13 protein-coding genes and 1 tRNA gene are annotated in these 16,121 nt (G+C 70.9%); 5 read left to right on the forward strand and 9 right to left on the reverse strand.

The window, feature by feature from the left end; translation table 11 throughout:
• Positions 1 to 178 precede the first annotated feature (178 nt).
• Positions 179 to 251, forward strand: a tRNA-Arg gene (locus tag B5D66_RS12590).
• A gap of 130 nt (positions 252 to 381) precedes the next feature.
• Here the strand turns inward: B5D66_RS12590 and B5D66_RS12595 are convergent.
• The 3 genes from B5D66_RS12595 to B5D66_RS26110 all read right to left on the reverse strand — a co-directional run bounded on the left by B5D66_RS12595 (position 382) and on the right by B5D66_RS26110 (position 2,732).
• Positions 382 to 1,593 (reverse strand): tyrosine-type recombinase/integrase, encoded by a 1,212-nt coding sequence (locus B5D66_RS12595; protein WP_078761887.1) that lies wholly within the window; start codon positions 1,591 to 1,593, stop codon positions 382 to 384.
• A 603-nt stretch (positions 1,594 to 2,196) separates the two neighbouring features.
• Entirely contained in the window at positions 2,197 to 2,595 is a 399-nt protein-coding gene (locus B5D66_RS12605) for a hypothetical protein (protein WP_078761889.1), read from the reverse strand.
• A complete protein-coding gene (locus tag B5D66_RS26110; protein ID WP_235000959.1) occupies positions 2,592 to 2,732 on the reverse strand; it encodes a hypothetical protein in 141 nt (46 codons plus the stop codon). The genes B5D66_RS12605 and B5D66_RS26110 overlap by 4 nt, the downstream gene beginning before the upstream one ends.
• A gap of 258 nt (positions 2,733 to 2,990) precedes the next feature.
• Between B5D66_RS26110 and B5D66_RS12615 the strand changes: the two genes are divergently transcribed.
• Positions 2,991 to 4,202, forward strand: a complete 1,212-nt coding sequence (locus tag B5D66_RS12615) for an NsdA family TPR-like regulatory protein (RefSeq protein ID WP_078761891.1) — start codon at positions 2,991 to 2,993, stop codon at positions 4,200 to 4,202.
• Between the two features lie 1,176 nt (positions 4,203 to 5,378).
• On the opposite strand, the gene B5D66_RS12620 is transcribed toward B5D66_RS12615, so the two are convergent.
• From B5D66_RS12620 to B5D66_RS12640, 5 genes are all read right to left on the reverse strand, one after another.
• Positions 5,379 to 6,857, reverse strand: coding sequence for a hypothetical protein (locus B5D66_RS12620; protein WP_144390103.1), 1,479 nt, complete (start codon positions 6,855 to 6,857; stop codon positions 5,379 to 5,381).
• A gap of 116 nt (positions 6,858 to 6,973) precedes the next feature.
• Positions 6,974 to 7,729, reverse strand: a complete 756-nt coding sequence (locus B5D66_RS12625; RefSeq protein WP_078761893.1) for an ABC transporter ATP-binding protein — start codon at positions 7,727 to 7,729, stop codon at positions 6,974 to 6,976.
• A gap of 9 nt (positions 7,730 to 7,738) precedes the next feature.
• Entirely contained in the window at positions 7,739 to 8,617 is an 879-nt protein-coding gene (locus B5D66_RS12630; protein ID WP_078761894.1) for an alpha/beta hydrolase, read from the reverse strand.
• Positions 8,618 to 8,620: 3 nt separating this feature from the next.
• On the reverse strand, positions 8,621 to 11,314 hold the full coding sequence (locus tag B5D66_RS12635) for a helix-turn-helix transcriptional regulator (protein WP_078761895.1): 2,694 nt from the start codon (positions 11,312 to 11,314) through the stop codon (positions 8,621 to 8,623).
• Between the two features lie 150 nt (positions 11,315 to 11,464).
• Positions 11,465 to 11,854, reverse strand: a complete 390-nt coding sequence (locus B5D66_RS12640; protein WP_078761896.1) for an integrase core domain-containing protein — start codon at positions 11,852 to 11,854, stop codon at positions 11,465 to 11,467.
• Between the two features lie 682 nt (positions 11,855 to 12,536).
• On the opposite strand from B5D66_RS12640, the gene B5D66_RS12645 reads away from it, so the two are divergent.
• Genes B5D66_RS12645 through B5D66_RS12655 form a run of 3 tightly spaced genes read left to right on the forward strand, consistent with a single transcriptional unit; the run spans position 12,537 to position 15,189 of the window.
• Positions 12,537 to 13,376, forward strand: coding sequence for a type II CAAX endopeptidase family protein (locus tag B5D66_RS12645; protein ID WP_078761897.1), 840 nt, complete (start codon positions 12,537 to 12,539; stop codon positions 13,374 to 13,376).
• Positions 13,373 to 14,533, forward strand: coding sequence for a sensor histidine kinase (locus B5D66_RS12650; protein WP_078761898.1), 1,161 nt, complete (start codon positions 13,373 to 13,375; stop codon positions 14,531 to 14,533). Before B5D66_RS12645 ends, B5D66_RS12650 begins: the two co-directional genes overlap by 4 nt.
• Positions 14,530 to 15,189 (forward strand): response regulator, encoded by a 660-nt coding sequence (locus B5D66_RS12655; RefSeq protein ID WP_078761899.1) that lies wholly within the window; start codon positions 14,530 to 14,532, stop codon positions 15,187 to 15,189. Before B5D66_RS12650 ends, B5D66_RS12655 begins: the two co-directional genes overlap by 4 nt.
• Before the next feature lie 148 nt (positions 15,190 to 15,337).
• On the opposite strand, the gene B5D66_RS12660 is transcribed toward B5D66_RS12655, so the two are convergent.
• The gene (locus tag B5D66_RS12660; protein WP_078761900.1) at positions 15,338 to 15,952 is read right to left on the reverse strand and encodes a PIN domain-containing protein; all 615 of its coding nucleotides are present in this window, start codon (positions 15,950 to 15,952) and stop codon (positions 15,338 to 15,340) included.
• Positions 15,953 to 16,121: the final 169 nt, after the last annotated feature.

The raw sequence follows: 16,121 nt of genomic DNA on the forward strand, positions 1-16,121 counted from the left end.
GCAGCCTTCCGCCACGCCCCGCCCGCCGGCGACGACTCCCAGAGGCGTGTGTAGCCTCGCTCACACCCGCTCCCGGAGGTGCCGTTCACGGTCCGAACCCTCTCCGGAGCTGTGCTAGAGTTTTTCACGTCGCCAGGGGGACCGGACAGGGAAGCCGAGGCGACGGACAACAGAACAAGCACTCGTAGCTCAATGGATAGAGCATCTGACTACGGATCAGAAGGTTGGGGGTTCGAATCCTCCCGAGTGCGCCGCCATGAGACAGCGAAGATGAGGCCCTGCCTGGTAAAACAGGTGGGGCTTCGTCTTTTCTCGCGCTTCCCTGCGAGGATGCCGTGGGCTCCCGGTACGCATTCGGTACACATGGCCCGGGGGCCTTCCCTAGGCGGCCCGCTTCGCCGCGTTGTTCACCGCCTCGACACGGCGGAGGTCGATCACGTCGGCGACCTCGTCGAGTCGGTCCGGCCACAAGTGCCCGTAGGTATCGAGCGTCATCGACGGCTTGGCGTGGCCGAGCATCCGCTGAACGACGTAGACGTCCGCACCACCCGCGATCGAAAGCGACGCCGCAGTGTGGCGGAGCTTGTGGATCGTGAGCCCGATCCCGTCGAGCCCCGCGTTCTTGCGCGCCTTGTTGAACTCCCGGTTCCGCCAGTTCCGGATACGGAGCGGCTTATCCCGCCCAGTACGGAACACCAGCGCGTCAGGTTCCCGCCCGGCCACGAGGGGGCGTAGCTCTTCGACGAGCGACCGGAGCAGGGGTACGACGCGGCGTTCTCCCGTCTTCGGCGTGTCCTCGTACAGTTCCCCGTCGACCTCGTTGAACGCCGTGGTGACCTTGATGCGCCGACGGTCGAGGTCCACATGCTTCACCCGGAGCGCCGACGCTTCCCCCCAGCGCAGCCCCGTGTATGCGAGCAGGAGAATCAGCGTCCGGTTCACTCCCGCCGTGGCGGTCGGCCTGCCGTACTTCGTGCGCAGCTCCCCGGCAGCAGTCGCAAGCGCCTCGACCTGTTCATAGGTCAGGTAAACGTGATCGCTCGGCGGGAGCTTCGGCAGTGGGACCCCCTTCGCGGGGTTGACCGAGAGGCGCCGAGGAACACACCAGTCCAGCACCATGGACAGCACCGAGTGGACGGTGCGCGTCTGAGATGCTCCGAGGTTCCTCCCTCCCTCCTCCTTGGGCTTCTGGAGACCGGCGAGCCACGCGGCGACGTCGTCGAACTCGATCGACTTCACCGGGAGATCACCCCACCGGGGAAGGATGTGGTCTTCGAGCACGTCCCGGTACTTGGACCGTGATGAACGCTTGAGCGCCTGTGCGTCGATCCACTGCGCCGCGACTTCACGGAACCGGATCTTGCCCGCCGACGGGTCGCGGTACGACCCCTCGGCAAGTCCGTTCTCGATCTCGGTCCGGTAGTTCTCTGCCTGCGGCTTCTTGGTGAACACCTTCGCCTTCGGCTTGCCAGCGGGGTCGTACCAGCGCACCCGCCACCGGCCCGGTGGCGTGCGCTTCGCGGCCTTCGCCTTCTCGACCGCCGCGCGGTACGCCGCGTGCTCGTTGCGGTCTTCGACCCAGACACGTGCCACTACTCGTCCACCTTCCTCTGTCCTCTCTTGTCCTGCACGGTCAGCAACCCCCGATCCCGCGCCCGGGTGATCCATCGGTTCGCCGTCGACTTCGGAAGGCCGAGAGCCTCCCCGACGGCCGGGACGGGCGCATGTCCGAAGATGAGCGCCATCCGGTAGAGGTAGGCCACCCACGTCAGCGCTTCCTCTGTGGGGCCGTGTTTGCCGAGGTCCTCCGGCAGCGGGCCTCGGCTGAGAAGCGTGAACCCTTGCAGGGCCGATGACACCCCGGCGTTCAGCACGGACAGAACCGGGATGGACCGAAGTGCGTCGCCAGTGGCCTCATCTCCCGATTCGGACTCGACGGTCAGGCTCTGGCACTCGTACCTGGATATCCCCTTGGTGTTTCCGTAGTTGGGATCGCCGCGGGCCCCTCAAAGGAGTCGGGCGGGTTCAAAGGGGTCTCCGCTTTTCATGGTCTGTAGTTGCCCCAGCGCGACACGTCCGTCTCCGGGTGGTGCATGCGAACGGCCCCCGGCCTTCCCCTCTTCGACAGGCCGGGGCCGTCCGTCCAGCCGGCTACCGGGGAGGAACCGAGGCCGCTCCACCGGTGTCCGGCCGTTCTCAGCCCGCCTCGTGGCTCGGTGTCCCCAAGGCTCGGCCGTAGGCGGGTGGCGGGGCGTTCATCTGCTCTTCAAGCCGCTCGGGCGTGGTCTCGTGCAAGGTCATCGCCGCTCCCGCGGCCCCGAGGTTGGTGGCCACCCAGGCGGCGGGCCGGCCGTGTTCGTCGAGAGAGCGCCACACGCGCCAACGGCCGGTGTGCTCGGCGTTGAGCCGTCGCAGGGTCGCCTCGTCCGGGCAGATGGGGACATGGCACACGGCCGTGGCATGTCCGGCCCGGACGGCGTAGACGTCGGAATCGGGTGCGCGTTCGACGAGCTCCAACGGCCTGTCCATGGCGCGCGCCCATTCCCGCAGTTCCACGAGATCGTCGAACACCAGCGGGTCGAGACGGTCGCTCATCGCGCGCCCACGCCGCGGTGGTGGCCACCGGCACGCTGCCAGAGCAGCCGGGCGAGTGTGTCGAGCCGGGGCGAGATGGGCAGGCCGGACGTGTCCATGGCGTAGAACCAGCCGGACGTCTCGCCGTACCAGATCAACGTGCGCGGGTGAGCGGCTTGAAGCCGCGCGGCTGCGGCGTGACCGGCCGCGTGTGCGCGGGAACGCCCCCGCCGCCCCGGCACAACGGAGGGAAACGGTTTAGGGTCGGACATGTCATCAGCTCCTGATTAGCTGGTGGCCACGCCCCCGGACGCCTGATCCGCGTCGCGGGGGTCGGTTCGTTCCCCAGCCTTGCCGAACAGGGGGGAATGGGGATCGGCCTACCTGTAGGCCAATCTGTAGACCAGACTGGAGCCATGCCCCCCGAGACGTTCGGTGCGATGATCTGCCGAGCGCGTAAGGAACGCGGTTGGTCGCAATCCAGACTCGCTGAAGAACTGGCCCAGGTGTCCGGGCGTTCGACCGTCACCCGCCAAGAGGTCTACCGCTGGGAGAAGGGGCGCCGCGTGCCCCGCTTCTGGCTTCCGCACATCGCGACCGCGCTCGACATTCCACGGGACCGCCTCGAACGCGCGATAGCCGCGAATGGCGCCTCTGATGACTCGCCTGACCCGGCAGCGACCCTGACCACGCTGCTGCCCGATGGAGACCCGCTGACGCCGCTGACGGCCTCGACCGGCCGGCGCGTCGGCGCGCAGGACGCGCGCGACCTGGCGGCACGGGTGCACGGGCTGCGGCTCGCTGACGACGTGCTCGCCGGTCGCGACCTGGTCTCGCCCGCTCGCCGGGAACTGGCCGCCGCGCTCCGGCTCTACCAGGAGGGAAGGCACACCGAGGCGGTGGGCAGGTCCCTTCTGGTCGCCATCGGGGAACTGGCCCAGATCGTGGGGTGGATCGAATCCGACGCCGGACACCACGACCGCGCAGAGGCGACCTACCGTCTCGGTGTGTCCGCCGCGCGCGAGGCCGGGGACCTGACCCTTGCCGGAAACGTCGCCGGCTCCCTGGCCTACCAGTGGACGAACACCGGACGCCAGCGGGAAGGGCTCGCCCTCGCGCGCGCGGCACTCGACGACGCCGGGCCGGACGCCCCTGGTAAAGCACGAGCCCTGTTCTTCGATCGTGTCGCGTGGGCGCACGCGAGCATCGGGGAAGCCCAAGCCGCCATGCGGGCGCTTGAACACGCACACGAGGCACTGGTAGCCGCAGAGCCAGAAGCCGCGCCGGAATGGGCGTACTGGGTGAGCGAGGACGAGCTTCGCGTCATGGACGCGCGGGTGTACACAGAGCTTCGCCGGCCGCTGCGCGCCGTCCCCCTACTACGGGATGTGCTCAACCGGTATAACGCCGCCCACGCCCGAGAACTCGCGCTCTACCTGTCGTGGCTCGCGGTCGCCTACGCCGACGCCAACGAGCCGGAGGCGGCCGCGGAGACGACGGCGCGGATGTTCGCCTTGTCCGCCGATGTCGCCAGTGACCGCACGGCGGAGCGTTCCCAGGTCGTGCTCTGTCGTCTTGCCGACTTCGAGGACGTTCCCGAAGTCCGCGCCGTATTAGGCGTCGCGTGACCTGCCCCCGCCACTCCCTGCCGGGTACCCAACGAAAGCACTCGGCAGGGGATGAGTAGAACCTTCCGACGAACTTCCCATCCACCACACGCAGCGCCTCAGACTGCGCCATGCGTTCGGGCAGGAAGAGCCACCTTACCTGGGCTGAAACGGCTCCCCTCCGCGTACACATTCAGTACATACCAGCGCGAGAGCCCCAATGATCCCGGGGGAAGAACCGGGAGGAGTTTTCGCAGGCGACCACGGGTCGACCGGCATCCTCGCGAGTCCGGAAGTCCCCTCGACCGAACAGAAGGTCGGGGGTTCGAATCCTCCCGAGTGCGCCACATGAAATCACGGAACGAGACCCTGAGCTGCGGCTACAGGTCAGGGTCTCGTTTCGTGTCGGCGACTCCGACGGCGACTGCCGGGCCTCGCATGACAGTAAGACGCCGACAACAGGCCCTCTGGCCTGCGGCTACACGAAGCACTGGGCTGGGTGCAAAAGAAGTCGGAAGGTTGCTCCTTCTTTCACGCGCGGCCATCCCCACGGGCTTTTCAGCGCTGGGCACCGGGATGGCGCGGAGCGGATGTGGTCGTCGAGTGGCAAGCCGTCCCCGTCGACCCGCACCCTCATGTGTGGGAGGTCACCAAACGGCATGGACCGGCGGATCGACCGCGGCGTTCCGCCGAGCCGAGCGGACCATGGCGGTGAACCACCCCGGGAGTACGCCTGAACGGGGCCACGTTAACTCGGCCCGGCGGACCCCGCACCGCGGCGGCCGGTTCGGTGCCGTCACCGGCCGCTCCGTTCCCACCGGCGACAACACCGCCGGAATCCCTGCCTTGGTCCAGGCCTGCGACGACGAGCCCGAGAGCCGCCTGCACGAGGGGGCGGGCCCTCGGCCGGCGCTCAGCGGCCTCGGTCGGCAGGGCTGAGCGTGGCTGTTCGCCCGAGCCCTCCAGCGGGCCATGGCGTGGACGCGCCTGCGGGTTAAACACCGCGGAGAGGACGATGAGCATTTCGGCGTAGGTTCGGGCGGTGGTAGGGGCGTCGCGGAACCGGTCCGGGAAACCGCGCCCCGCCTCCGATGGGGCACAGAGTTCCGCGGAGCCCCCACGCGCCGCGTACACCGGTGCACCTCACGGCGTCGCTCCGAGCCGACCGTGTCGGAGAGTATCCAGCGGTCGGGTGAGTCAGCTCCTGGTGCCGGTGGCTGCGCGCAGGACCGCGGTGTCGCGGGCGGCCATCGCCTCCAGCAGGCCGGCGCCGCGCTGCCGGAGCAGGCGCACGCTGAGCGCGGGTGTCACGCCCAGGACGATGGCGGCCAGCAGGCCGGCGACCAGGACGCTCCCCCACCACGGACCACCGATAACGCCGGGCAGGATGGCACCCAGCAGGACTACTGGGAAAATCGTCATCTGCCCGCCCGTCGGATCGCCCGCTTGCTGCCCCGGGTAGACGCGATCGCGGGCGTCGGCGCCCACGGCCGGCATCACGAGCGCGAGCAGCGGTGCCCCGGCGCAGCCCGCGGCGGCCGCGGCGATGGCGCCGCCAACGGCGGCGCCTCCCAAGGGAGAGCCGGTCGCGGCCCACAGCACAGCCGCCAGTGCGATGGACGGCAGGCCGAACATCAGCGCCCACGCCGCCATTCGCCCGTGCACGTCGGCCTTGAGGGCGCCCGGTGTGGTGAGGAGTTGCCACTGGGCCGTGCCGTCCAGGGCGTAGGTGTTGACCGCGGCCATCGCGCCGAACACGGCTGCCGCCGGGCCGACCAGGGGCAGCGCCCAGATCCAGTCGGTGGCGGCGATGACGAGCGCCATCAGCAGCGGTGTCAGCCAGGCGCTGCGCAGCTCGACGCCGCGCGCCGGGTCCCGCAGCCAGGTGGCCAGCTCTCGCGAGACGACCGCGGCCACCTGCGGCGTCGTGAACGGCAAGGACAGCGCACGTCCCGGTACGGCGGGCCGCCGCGCTCTCGCCTGGCGAGGCGGCCGGCGCAGGACGCGAACCGTCAGCGCGATCCAGCAGAGCTGCAACAGGGCGCCCAATGTCAGCAGTGCGGCAAGTGGCAGCAGGACCGGCCCCGCACCGGCGCCGTCGCGGGCGGCGAGTGCCGCGCCGTACCCCCAGCCGGTAGGCGATGCGGCGAGCACGTCGACCATCGGCTCGGGCAGTCGCCCGGCCGTGGGGATCACCAGGGTGGTGTCCCCCACGCCGAGGAGCGGCAGCAGCCAGGCCGCGACCGGCACCCATCCGGCGAACGACAGCGCGAGCATGATCGCGGTCTGGACGGCGGCCAGAGTCATCCCGACCCGGGTCTGCAGCAGCCAGGCCGCCAGTGCCGCCACCGTCTTGCCCGCCCAGACGAGCAGATACAGCTGGGCCACCACCGCGGCCACGGCGGCCGCCACCGCCACCGTGCCGCCCGGCGCGGCCAGCACCACCAGCGACGACAGGCACGCCAGTGTGATCAGCGGGCCGACGCCCAGCAGTTCGGTCCACGACAGCGCCCGCGCCAGCCGCCACTGCCGCAGCGGGTAACCGCGCAGCCACTCACGGGAGATCACGGAGGGGTCATGGCGGGGCTGGGCCAGCGGCCCGAACAGCCACATGCCACCCCAGACCGTGAGCGCCACGGCGATCCAGCCCTCGTGGATCACGCCTCGGGTGCTCAAGGACGCGCCCGCGATCACCAGGGCCGCCAGGATCAGCCCGGCGACCAGGCTGAAAGCGCGCTCGTTGTGTGAGCCGTTGCGGAACAATCGCAGCTTGAGCGCGAACAAGGCGCGGGTCATGCCAGCCACTCCAGCGTACGCACCGGATCGGCGCCCACCAGCTCGACGAACCGCTCGTTCAGCGTTGAGCCCGCGGCCACCTGCTCCACCGGCCCCTCGACCAGCACCCGGCCGCCGGCCACCACCGCCACCCGACGGCAGTTGCGCTCGACGAAGTCCATGATGTGGCTCGACAGCACCACCGTGCCGCCGGCCTCGACGTACTGCTTGAGCACCTGCTCGATGGAACGGGCCGAAACCGGGTCGATCGCCTCGAACGGCTCGTCCAGCACCAGCACCCGGGGCCGGTGCAGGAGCGCCAGCGCAAGATTGATCTTCTTGCGCATGCCCGTGGAGTACTCAACGATCAGCGTCCGGGGAACCGCGTCGAGCCCGAGGATCTCCAACAGGTCGCCCGCCCGCGCCCGCCAGCCGCCGTCCAGGCCGCGCAGCCCGGCGCTGTAGCGCAGGACCTCGACGGCGGTCAGCCGTTCGGGCAGGGACAGCCCGTCCGTCATGACACCGAGCTGTGCGAGTGCTGCCTCGCGCGCGGTGCGCAGATCATGGCCGGCGACCCTGACCGTGCCCGCGGTCGGACGGCGCAACCCGCACATGGCCGTCAGGATCGTGGTCTTACCGGCGCCGTTGGGGCCCACGATGCCGTAGAACATCCCCGGTGGAATAGTGAGGTTGAGCCGGTCGACGGCGAGCACGGTGCCGAAGCGCTGAGTCAGGCCCGCCACTTCGACGGCGGGGACGCAGGAATTCCGCAACAGACTCCCTCACTCGGCCGTGTGCGTGAGGATCGCATCGGCCAGCTCCCGGTGGGTCTCCAGCGGCAGCGTGTGCCCCATACCCGCCACGATCATCAGCCGCGCACCCGGGATCTGCTCGGCGATGACCGCACCGTGGCCCGGCTTGGCCGGCTCGTGGCTGCCCTCGATGACCAGCGTGGGCGCCTTCACCTGGTCCAGCACCCCCACCGGCTCGAAATCAGGATCGGCCATCGCGGCCAACCGATGGTTGGCCACTGCCGATAGGTCGCGGGCCCGGTCGTAGACGCGTTCCTGCAGCCGGCGCGCCGCGTCCTCGTCGAAGGGCAGCCCGGTGCCGTGCAGCACGCGCTGCTCGGCGATCATGCCGTCGATCCGCGCACGCCTGCTCTCCGGCGGTGGGGCGGCCATCAACGCGCGGTAGAAGGCCACGAACTCCGGCGTCGGCTCGGGCAGGCTGCCCTCGGGCTGCGGCTGGCCCGTCAGTGCCCGCATAAGGACCTGGCCCTCGCCGCCGCCGAGTGGCGAGGAGGCGATGGCGGTCAGCGAACGCACCCGCTTCGGCTGTTCCACCGCGATGAGCTGGCCGAGCAGACCGCCCGCTGAGTGGCCGACCAGGTGCGCGCTGTCCAGGCCGTGGGTGTCCATCACGCGGTAGACGTCGTTCTTGATGTCGTTCCAGGTGTAGGGCTCCGTCGCGAAGTCGGCGGTGCCTGACATGCCGGTGTCACGGTGGTCGTACCGGATCACCCGGCGGCCTCCGGCGGTCAGGCGACCGACGAACTCGTCCGGCCACAGGACGCCCTGCGACATCGAACCCATGATCAGCAGGATCGGCGTGTCCGTCGCGGCGCCGAACTCTTCGCTCCAGATGTCTGTGCTGCGCATGTCTCAGAGCATGCCGTCTTCGGGTGCGGACGCCTTCTGTAGAACTACTAGTCGCGCCAGTTCCGTACGGGAGCTGATGCCCAGCTTCGGATAGATCTTGTACAGGTGGTACTCGACCGTACGCGGGCTCAGGAAGAGCCGGGCGGCGATCTGCTTGCTCGACAGCCCGTCGGCGACCAGGCCCGCGATGCGCAACTCCTGCGGGGACAGGGCGTCGCGCACGGGTGTGGGCGGTGCCTGCCCGCTCTCGCCCGCCGCCCGCAGCTCCTCCCGCGCGCGCCGGGCCCACGGCCGGGCACCTGCCTGCTCGAAAATCTCCCACGCCATCCGCAGGTGCGCTCGCGCCTGGCCTGGGCGCTGCGCGCGCCGCAGGCGTTCACCCAGCAGCAGAGCCGTTCTGGCCGCCTCGAAAGGGTTGGTGTGCAGCCGCAGCGCCTCGCCGAAGGCGTCCTCCGACGATTCGGCCAGGCCCCGGCAGCGGGCCAGCAGCGCGCGGGATTCGGACGTCGCGGCGTGCTCGGTCGATCGCTCGTAGTCCGAAAGCGCCGCTCGGGCACCGGCCTCGTCGCCCGCGCCCACCGCGGCCTCGACGCGGTCCGGCGCAGTCCGCCACACCACGGTCGGATGTCCGGCGCCCGGTCCCGCCGCGGCGATGGCCGTGAAGCGGTCGTGCGCCGCCGCGAACCGGCCCAGGCACAACTCCAGCAGTGCCAGCGCGTACGACGCCACCCCCGCGCTCAATCCCACCCGGTGGGGGATGGCGATGGCCAGCGCCTCGCGGGCCTGCCGCTCGCATGACTCCGCCTCGCCCCGCAGCGCCGCCAGCACGGCCAGGTTGGCCAGGTGCGCGGCCACCGTGTTCTCATATCCGGCCTCCCGGGCCAGCGCCAGGCCCTCTTCTGAGACGGCCTGGCTGCGCGACAGCCGACCGGCGAGGCGGTCGGCTGTCGCCACGAACTCCAGCACGACGGGCAGCTGCCCGGTCATCCCCGACACCCTGGCCACACGCCCGGCCCGCTCGGCCATCTCGGTCGCCAGGTCCGATTCGCCCAGAGCGCTGGCCGCGGCCGTCGCCCACAGGCGGCCCGCCGCGTCCTCCAGCTCGCCGGCCCGCGCCAGTGCCCGCCGCAGGAGGCCCGGCCCGGCAGGGTCGCCGCTCAGCGTCAGCCCGATCCCGGCCACCGTGTCCCGCAGGAACCCCTCGGGGTGCGCCGCCGCCCGTCGGCCGAGCTCGACGATGGCCGCCGTGTCGCCGACGTATGAGGCCGCCTCCACGGCGTCGGCCAGCATGTCCAGGGTGTCGCCCGCGGCCAGGATCCGCACGGCCTCGGCGGCATTGCCCGAGTTCAGCTCGAACCGGCCCCGAAGCTGGGCGATCTCCATGGCGAGGGTGGTGTCCCCCTCGGCCCGTTCGCGCGCCTCGGCCAGCAGCGACTCCGCCTGCCCCGGGCGGCCGCCGAGCCAGGCCGCCACGGCGGCGTCCTTCAGCCGGACGGCGCGGGCGCGCGGCCCGGGGGTCAGCTCGGCGGCCCTGGACAGGGCGGTGGCGGCGGCACCGTATCCGCCGCGGTCACGTGCCCGCGCGGCGGCCTCCGCCAGCGCGAGAGCGACCGGCTCGGTCTGTCCCAGGGCGGCTCCAGCCAGATGCCAGGCCCTACGGTCGCCCGCGGTCTGCTCCGCCAGGGCGGCGTGCACGTGGCGGACCTCGGCGGGGGTGGCCGCCTCGTGGACCGCGGATCGCATGAGCGGGTGACGGAAGCGCACGTCGGTGCCCGAAACCTCGGCCAGCCCGCTCTCCTCCAGTTCGGCGAAGGCCGCCGCCACCACTGACGCCGCCGCCTCCGATCCCGCCCCGGCCACCAACCGCTCGGCGCTACGCAGGACCGCCTCAAGGTCGGCCTCGACGGCGGCGAGCAGCGCGACCAGCCGCGCGGGGGCCGACAACGCGGTCACCCGGCCGCCGAAGAGCCGGGCGCCGCCGGGCAGCGGGTCGGGCAGCGGCTGGCGGCCGGCGAGTTGCGCGGGCGTCAGCCGGGCCGCGATCTCGTTCAGGGCCAGGGGGTTCGCCCCGGTCAGCGTGATGAGTTCCCGTCTCACCGAGGCGGCCAGGAGCAGCCCGTGCCGGGATTCCAGCAGCTCGGCCGCAGCATCCTCGGGCAGGCCGCGCACGTCCACCGTCGTCGGCACTCCCTTGACTGGAGCGTCGCCGCGGACGGCGATCAACATCGCGATCCGTTCGGTGGCCAGCCGCCGGGCGGCGAACAGCAGCGCGTCGGCCGAGGCCCGGTCGGCCCATTGGAAGTCGTCGACCACGCAGATCAGGCCCTCCGGACCGGCGGCCTCGGCCAGCAGCGACAGCACGCCGGCGCCCAGGAGGAAGCGGTCGCCCGCACCGTCGGCGGAGTGCCCCAGGATCGCTCGCACGGCGTCGCGCTGCGGCCCGGGCAGCGCCTCCAGCGATCCCGCTACCGGCCAGAGCAACTGGTGCAGTGCCGCGAACGCCAGGTCGGACTCGGACTCGACGCCGCTGGTCCGCAGCACCCTCATCGCCTCGCCCCGCCCGGCCGCCGCGTCGAGCAGGGCGGTCTTGCCCGCGCCGGCCTCACCCCGGAGCACAACCGCCCCGCCGCAGCCTTGGCGGGCCTGTGCGATCACCTCGTCGAGCGCACTGAGTTCCGCAAACCTTCCGTAGAGCACAAAAACCCACTGTAGAGGGGCGATCGGAATACGGATCGCCGCTCCGGGGAGACGAACGGGCGGCGCCTGATCGGCTTCCCGTCCCAGGGCGGCTCATCCTCGACACCGCCGAGAGCGCGGGGCTGTCCGCGCTGTCTCGTGTCGGGTTCTTTAGAGGCGCGGAATCAACGCCTCGTCCTGTGTTGACCCGTTCTGTTGCCGGTAGAAGCCGTCCACGAACTCCGCTGGGAGGATCAGGCCGATCTCGCCGTGCAGGCGGCGGTGGTCGAACCAGTCCACGTACCCGGCCACCGCGATCTCCCCCTCCCCCAGGTTCTTCCACGGGCCGCGGTCACGGATCAGCTCGGCCTTGAACAGCGAGTGCGACGCCTCGGCCAGAGCGTTGCCGTAGGAATCGCCGGTGGCGCCGACGGAAGCCACCACGCCCGCCTCGGCCGACCGCTGGGTGCAGCGCACCACCGGATACTGCACTGCGCGGTCGGAGTGGTGGACCAGCCCGTCCAACCTGCGCCCGACGTGCTCGCGGTTCCACACCGCCATCTCCAACGCGCCAGCGCCGGATCGGGGCGCAACGACCGCGGCCCATCACCCGGCGAGAGAACACATCGATCACGAACGCGGCGTAGACCCACCCGGCGAAGGTGCGGATGTAGGTGATATCGGCGACCCGCAACCGGTTCGGAGCATCCGCGGTGAACGCTCTCTCGACCAGGTCCGGGCGCATGTCCGGTCCCGGGGCCGGGGTGGTGGTGCGCGGGCTCCTGCCGCGGGCGATGCCCCGCGAACCGGCTTGGCGCGTCAGCAGGTGAACGGTGCGGCGGGCCGCGCGGTGGCCCTGCCGGTTCAGCCCGGCGTGGACCTTGTCGACCCCGTAGCCGGTGCACCTGCCGGATCTCGACGGTGGTGGCCGCATCGGTGCGCGAACGCAGCGACGGCCCGCCACCGGATGCCACGGCGCCCCGTGTCCCCGGTGAACACGTGATCCGTCTCCGTCCAGGCCCCCGCGACGCTTGAGGCGTTGCCTCCCCGGGTACACCCACCAACGCCCGAGGGCCCCGGCCGGCCCCGGTGACGGCGGGTCGGGGCGGAGCCACCCGAGGGCTTGTCCCCCATGCGAGCTACAGCCAGGTGTCCACCGTGAGGTGACGATTTCCGGCTGCCGGATCCGTAGCGTTCAGTGCAGCCCGCGGCGCATCGGTCGCGGCCCGGCAGAAGGGTTTCCATGAGGTTCGTCTGGCAGTTCCTGACCGTGATGGCGATATACGCCCTGGGCGGCATCAGCGTCAGCGCGGTGGTGGAGAACGACTGGCTCACGCTCGTCCTCGGCATAGTGGTCGCCATACTGATCGTGCTCGGGTACAGGTGGGTGGTGCGGCGGACCGAGCACCGGCCCGCCACGGACGCGGCTTGGAAGGGCGCCGCCTCCCGGACCGGCTGGGGCGTCCTGATCGGCGTCGGCATGTTCGCGGCCGTCATCGCGATCCTCTTCGCCTCCGGGTACTACGACGTCATCGGTCTGGGCTCGGTGACCGGCACGCTGGGGCTGCTCGGCTTCATGCTCGCCGCCGCGGTGACCGAGGAAGTGGTGTACCGAGGCGTGCTGTTCCGGATCGTCGAGGAGCACATCGGCACGTACTTGGCCCTGGCGCTGACCGGCCTCGTGTTCGGCCTCTCGCACCTGTTCAACGAGCACGCGACCCTGTGGGGCGCCATCGCCATCGCGATCGAGGCCGGCTTCATGCTCGCCGCCGTGTACGCCGCCACCCGCAGCCTCTGGGTGGCGATCGGCGTGCACTTCGGCTGGAACTTCGCCGCGGCCGGCATCTTCAGCACCGTGGTCTCCGGCAACGGCACCAACCAGGGCCTCCTGGAGGGCACGATGTCGGGTCCGGCGCTGCTCACCGGCGGCGACTTCGGACCGGAGGGCAGCGTGTACTCGGTGGCCTTCGGGGCGTTGCTGACCCTGGTGTTCCTGTGGCTGGCCCACCGGCGTGGAAACATCGTGCCCTTCGGTTCCCGGCGGACCGCGGGAGCCGACTCCGCCGCTACACTGCCCCGGTGATCGATCGTCGACGTGTCATGGAGCTGTGGCACCGGCTCGATGTCACGGTCCGGGATCTCCCGCTGGGGATACTGCTCCTCGTGGCGTCGACCGTGCCGGCGCTCCACGGCAACGGGACGGAGGTCGGCGGCCTGCCGACCCGTCCCGCTGATCTGCTGGCCGGTGTGGCGGCCGTCCTGCAGTGCCTTCCGCTCGCCGTGCGCCGGCGGTGGCCGCTCGTCTGTCTCATCCTGGTGTCGGGCGGCTTCGTCCTCGACCAGTTGCGCGGCTACCACCTCGTGGCCGGCACCGCGCTGCCCATCGCGCTGCTGAGCGCAGGGTCGTATCTGGAGCGGTACCGGCGCAGCACCATGATCGCCTCGTCCGTGGCGTTCGCGGCCCTGGCGGTCGCGCTCCACCACCTCGGGCCCGGCAAAGGGGTGGCCGAGTTCCTGTCGTTCTACCTGGTGCTGGCCCTTATATGGGGCGTCGGCGCGGGGCTGCGCTCCGCCCGGATCGCGGAGGCCGAACGCCGCATCCACGTCGCCGAGGCCGCCCGCGCCGCCGAGCGCACCCGGATCGCCCGCGAGCTCCACGACGTCGTGACCCATCACGTGACGGCGATGGTGGTGCAGTCCGAGGCCGCCCGGTACCTGACCGCCTCGCCCGACCGCCTCGACCAGACCCTGGTCGCCATCAGCGACACCGGCCGGCGGGCCATCACGGACCTGCGGCACCTGCTCGACCTGCTCGACCCCGACCACGGCACCGGTGGCGAGGACAGGACACCACCCGTCGGCCGGGTGCTCACGCTCGTCGAGCAGACGCGGCTGGCCGGGCAGCCGGTGGAGCTGACCGAGGAGGGCACGCCGCCGACCTCGACCGGCAGCGCCGACCTCGTGGCCTACCGGGTCGTTCAGGAGGCCCTGACGAACGCGCTCAAGTACGACCACGGCGGCCGGACCTCGGTCCTGGTGCGCCACAGCGAAAGGGACATCACCGTGGAGGTCGGCACGGACGGCTCCGGTTCGCGGGCCGGCTCCCCCGGCGGCAGCGGGCGGGGACTGGAGAACCTGCGCGAACGGGTCAACGTCCTGGGCGGCGACTTCAGCGCGGGCCAGCAGAGCGGCGGCGGCTTCCTCGTCCGGGCGCGGATACCCGCGGGAAGCCCGGCGTGAGCACGCCCATCCGAGTGCTGGTCTGCGACGACCAGGCGCTGATCCGCACCGGGCTGTCGACCATCATCGACGCGCAGCCCGACCTGGCGGTGGCGGGCGAGTGCGGAGACGGGCGCACCGCCGTGGAGCTCGCCCGCCGACTGCGCCCCGACGTCGTGGTGATGGACGTGCGCATGCCGATCCTCGACGGCATCGAGGCCACCCGGCTGCTCGCCGGCGCCGGGGTCGAACACCCCGTGAAAGTGCTCGTGGTGACGACGTTCAACCTGGACGAGTACGTCTACGAGGCATTGCGGGCCGGAGCCAGCGGGTTCCTGCTCAAGGACGCGCCGCCGGACCGGCTGCTCCACGGAATCCGGACCGTGGCCATGGGCACGGCGCTGTTGGACCCCCAGGTGACACGTCAGCTCGTGGGCCGTTACGCCGCCCGTATCCGGCCCGTCGAGAACGGCGCGCGGGACACCCCGCTGACACCCCGCGAACTGGAGGTCCTCCGCCTCATCGCGGACGGGCTGTCCAACAGCGAGATCGCCGCGACGCTCGTCATCAGCCACGAGACCGTCAAGACCTTCGTATCCCGCATCCTCACCAAACTCGGCCTACGCGACCGCGTCCAGGCCGTCGTCTACGCCTACCGACACGGACTGGTGACCTAGCCCGTCCCGCGTGGGATCCTCGCGAAAGTGTCGGCCACCGTGGCCGCCTGCTCTTGGACACTTGGCGACCGCCTGCCGTGGAGCTGGTCCCTTTCAGTGGGAGGCGCCGGGCGTGCACGTCGCACTCATGTGCGGTGGGAACAGGCGGTCAGGGCCAGAGATCGGACGACAGGAGCCGGGTCGCCTCGATCGGTGGAAGCCCGTCATCCAGTTCACGCAGTCGCCGGTAGAGCTGACGCATGTCCGCTTTGCCCGGGACGTACTTCTTCTGCACTGCACGTTCCAAGATGGCCAGCGTGCTGACCAGGGTGATCGACCCCACCGGACGCCCGCTGCGGCGGAGCCGTTCGAGGCGGTTGATCTCCGAGGTGGCCGTCCGCGCTCCTTCTCCGTCGTCGATGAGCACGGTCACCTTCTGGCCGGCCTCGGCAATGACGACCGCGTGCGCGATGACCATAACCTCGCCCAAATCCTTGGGACGTTTCAGCCGTTCAGCCATGGGCTGGTGGGAGATGCGCTGGATGACGGCTGCGAGTTCGGGAGTCTGGTCGTCGGACAGGATCCGCATCCACTCGAGGGCCGGCTTCCGCCGGACACCTGCGGCGGCGCGGAAACGCTCATCCTGCCGGGATTTGTCGAAAACCTCGCTCTGTACAGCCTCTGGAGCACTGAGCTTGCCCAGAACGCCGATGAGGAGACGCTCTTGATCGATCGAGAGGAAGTTCAGGCCGGGACCGGCGTCGATGATCGGCCGATGACTCATCCATTCCCACTCGTTGTCGTGTCAGGAGTCTCGACATCGCGCTCAGGCGCGTTGAGAGCCTCGTCCAAAGCCGCGAGGCCGGCTTCGGCATCCGGCGGCTCGGTGGAGTCGGCCCACGCGACCGGCCGTTCGCGTCGGTCAGCGGCCTCCGCTCCCCGCCGCCTCGGAG

Source organism: Marinactinospora thermotolerans DSM 45154 (assembly GCF_900167435.1).
Taxonomy (GTDB): Bacteria; Actinomycetota; Actinomycetes; order Streptosporangiales; family Streptosporangiaceae; genus Marinactinospora; species Marinactinospora thermotolerans.

Coding starts and splice junctions, on each gene's coding strand:
- B5D66_RS12605 (WP_078761889.1), bottom strand. CDS start 2,595: ATGAGCGACCGTCTCGACCCGCTGGTGTTCGACGATCTCGTGGAACTG.
- B5D66_RS12615 (WP_078761891.1), top strand. CDS start 2,991: ATGCCCCCCGAGACGTTCGGTGCGATGATCTGCCGAGCGCGTAAGGAA.
- B5D66_RS12630 (WP_078761894.1), bottom strand. CDS start 8,617: ATGCGCAGCACAGACATCTGGAGCGAAGAGTTCGGCGCCGCGACGGAC.
- B5D66_RS12640 (WP_078761896.1), bottom strand. CDS start 11,854: ATGGCGGTGTGGAACCGCGAGCACGTCGGGCGCAGGTTGGACGGGCTG.
- B5D66_RS12645 (WP_078761897.1), top strand. CDS start 12,537: ATGAGGTTCGTCTGGCAGTTCCTGACCGTGATGGCGATATACGCCCTG.
- B5D66_RS12660 (WP_078761900.1), bottom strand. CDS start 15,952: ATGAGTCATCGGCCGATCATCGACGCCGGTCCCGGCCTGAACTTCCTC.